General features: G+C 71.6%; 8 protein-coding genes. 6 read left to right on the top strand and 2 right to left on the bottom strand.

Annotated features, from left to right (window positions below; translation table 11 throughout):
- Positions 1–921: 921 nt before the first annotated feature.
- Together ETD83_RS36970 and ETD83_RS36965 are read left to right on the top strand one after the other, a co-directional pair.
- Positions 922–1,248 carry a DUF2752 domain-containing protein gene (locus tag ETD83_RS36970; protein ID WP_138649857.1) on the top strand — a complete coding sequence of 109 codons (327 nt, stop codon included), beginning with the start codon at positions 922–924 and terminating at the stop codon, positions 1,246–1,248.
- An 88-nt stretch (positions 1,249–1,336) separates the two neighbouring features.
- Positions 1,337–2,062: an RDD family protein gene (locus ETD83_RS36965; RefSeq protein WP_138649856.1), complete on the top strand. Its 726-nt coding sequence runs from the start codon at positions 1,337–1,339 to the stop codon at positions 2,060–2,062.
- 134 nt (positions 2,063–2,196) lie between these two features.
- On the opposite strand, the gene ETD83_RS36960 is transcribed toward ETD83_RS36965, so the two are convergent.
- The gene (locus ETD83_RS36960; protein WP_138649855.1) at positions 2,197–2,952 is read right to left on the bottom strand and encodes a hypothetical protein; all 756 of its coding nucleotides are present in this window, start codon (positions 2,950–2,952) and stop codon (positions 2,197–2,199) included.
- Positions 2,953–3,219: 267 nt separating this feature from the next.
- Between ETD83_RS36960 and ETD83_RS36955 the strand changes: the two genes are divergently transcribed.
- From ETD83_RS36955 to ETD83_RS36940, 4 genes are all read left to right on the top strand, one after another.
- Positions 3,220–4,008 carry an ABC transporter ATP-binding protein gene (locus ETD83_RS36955; protein WP_138649854.1) on the top strand — a complete coding sequence of 263 codons (789 nt, stop codon included), beginning with the start codon at positions 3,220–3,222 and terminating at the stop codon, positions 4,006–4,008.
- A gap of 486 nt (positions 4,009–4,494) precedes the next feature.
- A complete protein-coding gene (locus ETD83_RS36950; RefSeq protein ID WP_138649853.1) occupies positions 4,495–5,268 on the top strand; it encodes a sulfite exporter TauE/SafE family protein in 774 nt (257 codons plus the stop codon).
- An 89-nt stretch (positions 5,269–5,357) separates the two neighbouring features.
- Entirely contained in the window at positions 5,358–5,594 is a 237-nt protein-coding gene (locus ETD83_RS36945) for a hypothetical protein (protein ID WP_138649852.1), read from the top strand.
- A 120-nt stretch (positions 5,595–5,714) separates the two neighbouring features.
- The gene (locus tag ETD83_RS36940) at positions 5,715–6,176 is read left to right on the top strand and encodes a hypothetical protein (RefSeq protein ID WP_138649851.1); all 462 of its coding nucleotides are present in this window, start codon (positions 5,715–5,717) and stop codon (positions 6,174–6,176) included.
- Positions 6,177–6,907: 731 nt separating this feature from the next.
- Here the strand turns inward: ETD83_RS36940 and ETD83_RS36935 are convergent.
- Positions 6,908–7,649: Rieske (2Fe-2S) protein (locus ETD83_RS36935; RefSeq protein ID WP_138649850.1), on the bottom strand; the 742-nt coding region annotated here is incomplete at its 5' end.

Below are 7,649 nucleotides of genomic sequence, written 5' to 3'. Positions count from 1 at the left end.
ACCCCACCCCGGACCCCCGACACTCGCCCGGCGCCCAGCCCTTAGCGCGACCCCACCTCACGCACACCCGCACCCCGCACCAACCCGCGCCTCGCACCACCCGCGCCTTCCGCGCGCCCGTGCCTCGCGCGCCGTGCCGCGCGCTCACTCGCGCCTCGCGCCGACCCCGCGCCTCGCGCCGACCCGCGCCATCCGCTCATTCGCGCCTTGTGCTGACTCGCGCCCTCCACGCACCGTGCCGCGCGTGCACCGTGCCGCGCGCTCACTCATGCCTTCCGTTCACCGGCGCCTTGTGCTCGGTCGCGCCTTCCGTTCGCTCGCGGCTCGCGCTCGTTCATGTCTCGTGCTCAATGGTGGCTCGAGCTCACTCGCTCCTGGTGCTTGCCGGGACTTGCGTGGCTCGGGGTTTTCGCGAGCTCGCGCCGTTGCTTCGGGGGTTGTTCGACTATCCGTTCTGTGAGGCTTCGTGGTGCGTGGCGACTGGGTTCGTTCGCGTTGGAGGGATGTCTCAGGGCGTGTTCTTCGCCACCTTTTCGTTCGGGTTCGCCGCGGCCGTCGGCCTGTTCCGAGCGGTGTCGTCCGACTGTGGTTGGTGTCGTGTTTTCGGACGATTCGTTGGACTCATCGGGCTAAAGAGTGCCCATGTAGCTGGCGATTTGTCCTACTCTTGCCCCTGGGGCGGTGTCGCTGAGCACTGGGTAACGGTCCGATCGCAGATCGTTGTCAGGACTTGACCCGCCTCAGGGTGCACCCGGTATACGGGTCACTCACCTGTATGTCATCGAGGCGGAGGATTCGTTGGGGGGAGCGCCCGGGGCGGCGGCCACCAGTGCACCGGAAGGTGTGCTCGGCGGGCTCGTCAGCCGGACCCTCACCGCAGCGCGGCACGGACCCCTGGGTGTGGTGCTGCGTTTCGCGGCGATGGCCATCGCGGCCGTCGGCGCGTCATGGATCCACCGTGTCAACGACCCCGGCGTGCTCTGTCCCCTACGGGCGCTCACCGGAATTCCGTGTCCCATGTGCGGGAGCACCACAGTGTTCATCGAGCTTGGCGGGGGCCGTCCGGCCCAGGCCGTGCTGGCGAACCCGGTGGCGTTCACCGGCGCGATCGCCGTGGCGCTCGCACCCCTGGGACCGGGAGGACGGTGGTGGGCACTCCAGCCGAAGACCCGTGCCTGGATGCTCGGCACCGCCCTCGTGGGGTCGGAGCTGTGGCAGCTCGTCCGGTTCGGAGTTCTGCGGGTTTGAGCTGTGGCCGGTCCTCGGCCAGACTTGCGGAGCCCACCGGGTCCGGCGGGCGTCACACAACCACAGGGTCAATCAATAAGGAGCAAGTGTGGGTAACCCCTACGACCCCTACGGTCAGCAGCCGGGCTACGGGCAGCAACAGCCCGGGTACGGCCAGCAGCCCCCAGCCCAGCCCGGCTACGGTCAGCCGGCCCAGCCCGGCTATGGCCAGCCCCCCGCGCAGCCCGGGTACGGCCAGCAGCCTCCGGCGCAGCCGGGTTACGGCCAGCCGCCGGCGCAGCCGGGCTACGGCCAGCAGCCTCCCGCCGCGCAGCCCGGGTACGGCCAGCCGCCGGCGCCGCCGGCCCAGGCCGGCTACCAGGAGGTGCACCACCACCACTACGGCTCGACCGGCCAGCTGGCCGAGTGGGGCTCGCGTGCGGGCGGCTACATCATCGACATCCTGATCATCGGCGCTCCCGCCGGCGTGCTGTACTTCATCGCCGGCCTCCTCGCCGGCTCGGGCAGCGGCGGCGCCGCGGTGATCGCGCTGCTGTTCTACTTGATCGGGTTCGCCGTCTACGTCGGCGCGTTCCTGTGGATCGTCTACCAGGAGGGCACGACCGGCCAGTCCATCGGCAAGAGGCAGATGGGAATCCGCCTGGTCAGTGCGCAGACCGGCCAGCCGATCGGGTTCGGCATGGCATTCGTCCGCAAGATCGCGCACTTCCTTGACGGCATCCTGTGCTATGTCGGCTACCTCTGGCCGCTGTGGGACGACCGCAAGCAGACCTTCGCCGACAAGGTCTGCAACACCCTCGTGGTCCGCAACTGACCGCTGACCCGCGAGCCGGGGTTCAATCCCCTTGCACGACCTGAGCGGGGCGTCCCTTCCGGGGCGCCCCGTTTGCTGTGGGCGAGGTTCTTTGGCCCGGCCCCCTATGGCTGGGCGCCTGCGGGATGCGTCTTCTACGGGACGGGGTCGAACGCGCTGTTGCAGGCGGCGACGAGAGCGCGCCGGACGGCCCCGTCCAGCAGCCGCAGGGCCTCACCCCGGCGCCTCATCTGGTCGGCGCTGAGGCCACCGTCGTCCATCTGCCGGGCCAGGTCGACGACGAGGGACAGCCGACCCGCGAGCGCGGCGACGCGGTGCGCGCGGGGCGGGTAGCCGGGGGCGAGCGGATGGTCGCCGCGGTCCGGGTCGCGCAGCGCGGCGAGGGCGTCGGGGATCTCGGGCGGCGCGCCGGCGAGGTCGTCAACGGTCAGCAGCGCCTCGGTGGCGTCCCGCATCGCGAGGGTGAGCTGCCGGTCGGCGTCCGCGAGGGACGGGACGTCGGGCGCGCCGGGCGACGCGTCATGGGTCGTCCAGCGGACACCGACGTACGACGACCCGCGCAGGTCCTCGGACGGGACGAGCCCGATCGCCCGTTCGCCCAGCACCACCACGACGGCCGCGCCCGCGTCGATCGCCGCGTGGTTCAGGTCCGGCGGGCCGCTCAGCCCGAGGGGGTCGCCGGGCGCGGGCAGGGCGAGCCGCAGCGCCGCCATCCCGCCGACGCGCAGGTCACCGAGGCCGCGGCGCAGCGTCACCTCGGCGGGCTCGCCGCCCAGGATCTGCGGGCCCGCGCTCTTCTCGACGGCGTCGACGGCCTCGTCCAGGCCGACGTGTCCGGTCAGCCAGGCATTACCCCAGGCGACCAGCGCGGTCGCAGCGTCCTTGCTCATCGCCGTTCCCAATGCTCCCTGATCGGCATGCGACCCACCATAAGCGCTCGGACCGACGGTGCCGCAGTGCGTAACGAACCTCTCGCGCCGCCGCCGGATCCCCGGACCGCCGACACCGAGCCGCCACCGCTGGACCTTCGGGCCGCCTCCGCCGGATCCTCGGGTCGCCGTCCCGGGCGGTAAACCCGGGGGCCACGCCCGAGCCGGAATCGCATAGGTTCTCTTCTGAGGATCGGGGACACCCGGGATTGGGGACGAAGGCGCGCGATGGCCGGCGAGGTACTTCAGCTCCGCGGAGTCGGGGTCAGGCGCGGCAGGGCGACCCTGCTGCGCGATGTCACGTGGACGGTGAACGAAGGCGACCGGTGGGTCATCGTCGGCCCGAACGGCGCGGGGAAGACCACCCTGCTCCAGATCGCCGCCACGATGATGCATCCGTCCGACGGCACGGCCCTGATTTTGGAGGAGGAACTCGGCCGCACGGACGTGTTCGAGCTGCGTCCCCGGATCGGCCTCGCCAGCTCGTCCCTCGCGGAGAAGGTCCCGGCCGACGAGAAGGTCATCGACCTGGTGCTGACCGCGTCGTACGCGATCATCGGACGCTGGCGGGAGGAGTACGACTCGACGGATGTGAGCCGCGCCGTCGCGCTGCTGGACGCGCTCGGCTGCTCCGACCTGATCCGGCGCACGTTCAGCACGCTGTCCGAGGGTGAGCGCAAGCGCGTCCAGATCGCCCGCGCCCTGATGCCCGACCCGGAACTGCTCCTGCTGGACGAGCCCGCCGCCGGCCTCGACCTCGGCGGCCGCGAGGACCTCGTCACCCGCCTAGCCGCCCTCGCCGACGACCCCGCCGCGCCCACGATGGCGATGGTCACGCACCACGTGGAGGAGGTCCCCGAGGGCTTCACGCACGCGCTGCTGCTACGCGGCGGCGAGGTCGTCGCACAGGGCAAGGTGGACGAGGTGTTCACCAATGAGCACCTGTCGGACACCTTCGGCATCCCGCTCGCCATCGACCGCCAGAACGGCCGCTGGTACGCCCGCTCCACCCGCTGACCCTCCCGGCCCTGGCCTAGGCCCCGGCCCCGGCCCCGGAGCCCATCCGCTCGGTCTGGAGCCCGTCCGCCCGGGTCAATACCCGTCCGTCCGGTCCGGAGCCGGGCAGCGCGGCGCAGAGCCCGCCACCCGGTCCGGAGCCCGTCTGCCCGGGTCGGAGCCTGTCCGCTCGGTCCTGAGACTGGCCGTGCGGTTCAGTGCCGGGCAGTTCGGTTCAGTGGGCGGCCACTCGATTCAGTGGCTGGCCGCTGGGTGAGCCGCGCGGCGTTGGGTTGCGTCGCTGGATCCGGCTCCGGCTGTTCGGCGGCCGTGCGGCCGTGTTCCGCGGCGCTGAGCCCGGTCGCTCGGCCGGTTGTTGGGGCGGGTGGTCTGCCCGTTGAAACGGGGTGGTTCGTCCCAGATGCACCCCCAGTCGACGGTGCTGGACGGCGGTGTCCCTACGATGTGTGCGCCGTAGTGAACTCTTAGCGCCGGGGTGGAGCCGACTTGAACCTGCTGGACGCGGTCGCCGTGTTCGCGGCCGGGGTCGCCGCCGGCGGCATCAACACGGTCGTGGGTTCCGGCTCGCTGATCACCTTCCCGACGCTGGTGGCGCTCGGCTACCCACCCGTGGTCGCGAACGTGTCCAACAACATCGGGCTCGTCCCGGGGAGCGCGACCGGCGCGTACGGCTACCGCGAGGAACTGAAGGGGCAGCGCGACCGCCTCCTGCGGCTCGGTGCCGGCTCGCTCATCGGCGCCGTGATCGGCGCACTTCTCCTCCTCGGCCTTCCCGCCGAGGCGTTCGACGTCATCGTCATCGCGCTGATCGGAATCGCGGTGGTCCTGGTGATGGTGCAGCCGCGACTGCAGAAGTGGGTGCTGCGCCGCCGTGAGGGCGGCGAGCACCATCCGCACGGCGGCGTGACGCTGTGGATCGCCGTCCTGTTCGCGGGCATGTACGGGGGCTACTTCGGCGCCGCGCAGGGCGTCATCCTCATCGCGCTCCTCGGCATCATGCTGGACGAGGATCTGCAGCGCGTGAACGCCGCCAAGAACGTCCTGTCCGCCATCGTGAACGGCTCGGCGGCGGTGCTGTTCACGCTCATGTGGCTGATCTCGGACACCGAGATCAGCTGGTGGGCGGTGCTGTTGATCGCGTCCGGCGCCACGCTCGGCGGGCTGATCGGCGCCCGCGTCGGCCGCCGCATCCCGCCGCTGGTGCTGCGCGGCGTCATCGTGGTCGTCGGCATCGCGGCGATCGTCAATCTCCTGGCCTGACCAGCGCATTCTCGGCGACGTGCAGGGTTGGCCGCCCGACCTTCCGGGTATAAGTCGAATATACGTTCGACTACCGGAGGTTCGCGCGGATGAAGGGCGACAGGGTCGAGATCGTCATCGATGCCGGTGGCGAGGGGACGCGGACGTACGAGGTCGTGGCGAGCCGGGCCGGTCGCCGCGTGGAGATTGCGACCCGGCGCGGAGTCGTGGAGGTCAGTGAGGTCACCCGCACCGGCACCGCCGTCCGCACGGCGCGCTTCATGTCCAGCCGGGTGCTGGCCCTGGTCGAATACCCCACGTCCGACCAGCCCCACGAAAACGAATAACCGGCACGCGTGGCGGCGTCATGGGCTAGGATCGAACATATATTCGAGTAGCTCAGTGGATGCAGCGGCCGGACCGGACGCCCGGGCCGGCCCGACCTTCGACGTAAGGCGGCCCTGCCCATGACAGCATCGCCCGACGTCCTCGCGACCTCCCTCAATGCCATCAAGAGCTCCCAGGCGCGGCAGCGCCCGGTCGTCATGATCACCTACACGGCGGACGGTCCGCCCCGGGTCTGCGTTCCCGACATCGGAGAACTGCGCGTGATCGACGGCCGGCTGCTGCGCGTGGCGATCTGGCCCGACAGCCCCACCGCGGCCGACCTGGACCGCGGCGTGCCCGTCCTGCTGATCGTTCCCGCATCGCCGGACGTCCATCTCATCCGCGCCACGGCTCGCCGGCTGACCGGCGCCGCCATGGTGTGGGCCCACTTCGACCTCACGATCACCTCGGCGCGGATCGCCACCCGCGGCACCGCGCCCGCTCCCTTCACCCAACCCGCACGTCCCAGCGATGAGCCTGCCCCCAGCGGAGAGGTCCTGACGAGCGTCCGCCAGAAGCGCCTGGTCAGGATGCTCAGCTAGCCCCCCGGAGAAGCCAGGAAGGAGTGAGCCAGGGCCCGACTCTCGGGTCGGGCCGGAGGCCCGGGCCCTGGCTCACTCAAGCACTGCTATGACCGCATATCTGAGAGCCCACGTGGCACGCCGCTCATGGCTCGATAGGCCGTACCACCTGGTCAGGCCGTCCTGGCGGGTTGCGGCTTGCCCGGACGCCCGTGCGGGACGCTGCTTGCGTGCTGGCCGGTGGGGTGCGTCTGGGGCGAGTCGTCTAGGCCGTGTCTCAAAGTGCCGTCATAGCGCTCGCCTGGCGGCTCGCGACCGCGGCGGGCCGTGCGGGAGCGCGGCGTCGCCTCATGAAACTGCCCATTCTGGCTCGCTTCGGCGTCGCTGCATCAGGCGAGCCGGATGCCCGCGCGTGGGCCGAGGCCCAGTTTGAGATACGTCCTAGGTGGGCTGTGGCCGCGCCTAGGAGCTCGTGCGGGTGGCTGCTCGCGGGTGTGGGAGGTTGCGGCTGGCCATGGTGTCGGGTGCGCTGCGGCGCTTTCGGTGGTCTGTGTGGGATGTGGCGTGCGATGCGGGTCGTCAGGCTGGGTGGTGAGTTCGTTTAGGAGGCTGGACGCGGGCTGCTCCAGCGGCGAGATCACCTGCGGTTCCCGGCGACGTCCGGCGACGTCCGGCGACGGCCGGGGACGTCCGGGGACGTCCGGGGACGTCCGGGGACGTCCGGGGACGCTCGGGGGTGCTGACCGGCGTGGTCAGTACGGGCGGACCTGGACGGTGCCCTCGTCCGTCACGCGGGCCTCGAAGGCGGGCTGGCGCGCGGTGGCGGGGCCGTGCACGACCGAGCCGTCCTGGACGCGGAACGTGCTGCCGTGCCAGGGGCAGATGACGCAGGTGTCGGCGTTGTCGTCGGTGACGATGCGGCCCTGGTGGAGCGGCCCGGCGAGGTGGCTGCAGCGGTCGGCGAGGACGTGGATGTCGTCGCCCGTGCGCAGGACGAACAGGCCGATGTAGCCGAGGCGCCGATGGACGGGCCAGCCGTCCGGGAGTTCCTCGGCGGCGCAGAGGTCGTGCCAGCCGAGCGGGACGAGGTGGCCGACCTGGTCGGCGTGGCTGGCGCCCGCGGCCTGGCGGAACGCCAGGTGGCCGCCGAGGTAGGCGCCCGTGAAGAGGGCGGTGAGGCCGGCGAAGCCGAAGGCGCGTCCGGCGGTGTCCCGTCCCTGGCAGCGGGCCACGAGGGACATGGAGTACAGCGTGCTCGCCGTCGTCATCCCCGCCGCGTGGACGAGCCCGACCCGCTGCTGCTCGCGATGCAACGCGGACCAGTCGGCGATGCCGGTGAGGACGGCCGGAACGGCGCTCGCCAGCCCGGCCGCCACGAGCGTCTGGGACGCCCGGCGCCCGCCCGGCATGAGGTCGAGGACGGCCGCGGACACCCAGAACCCAATGGGCAGGTCCGTGAGAGGGGGGTGGGCGGGATGCCCGAAGGGGACGCCG

The sequence above is a fragment of the Actinomadura soli genome, from assembly GCF_005889715.1.
Classification (GTDB): domain Bacteria; phylum Actinomycetota; class Actinomycetes; order Streptosporangiales; family Streptosporangiaceae; genus Spirillospora; species Spirillospora soli.
Note: the sequence above shows the minus strand (reverse complement) of the source record. Positions and strands in the feature narration are given on the sequence as shown.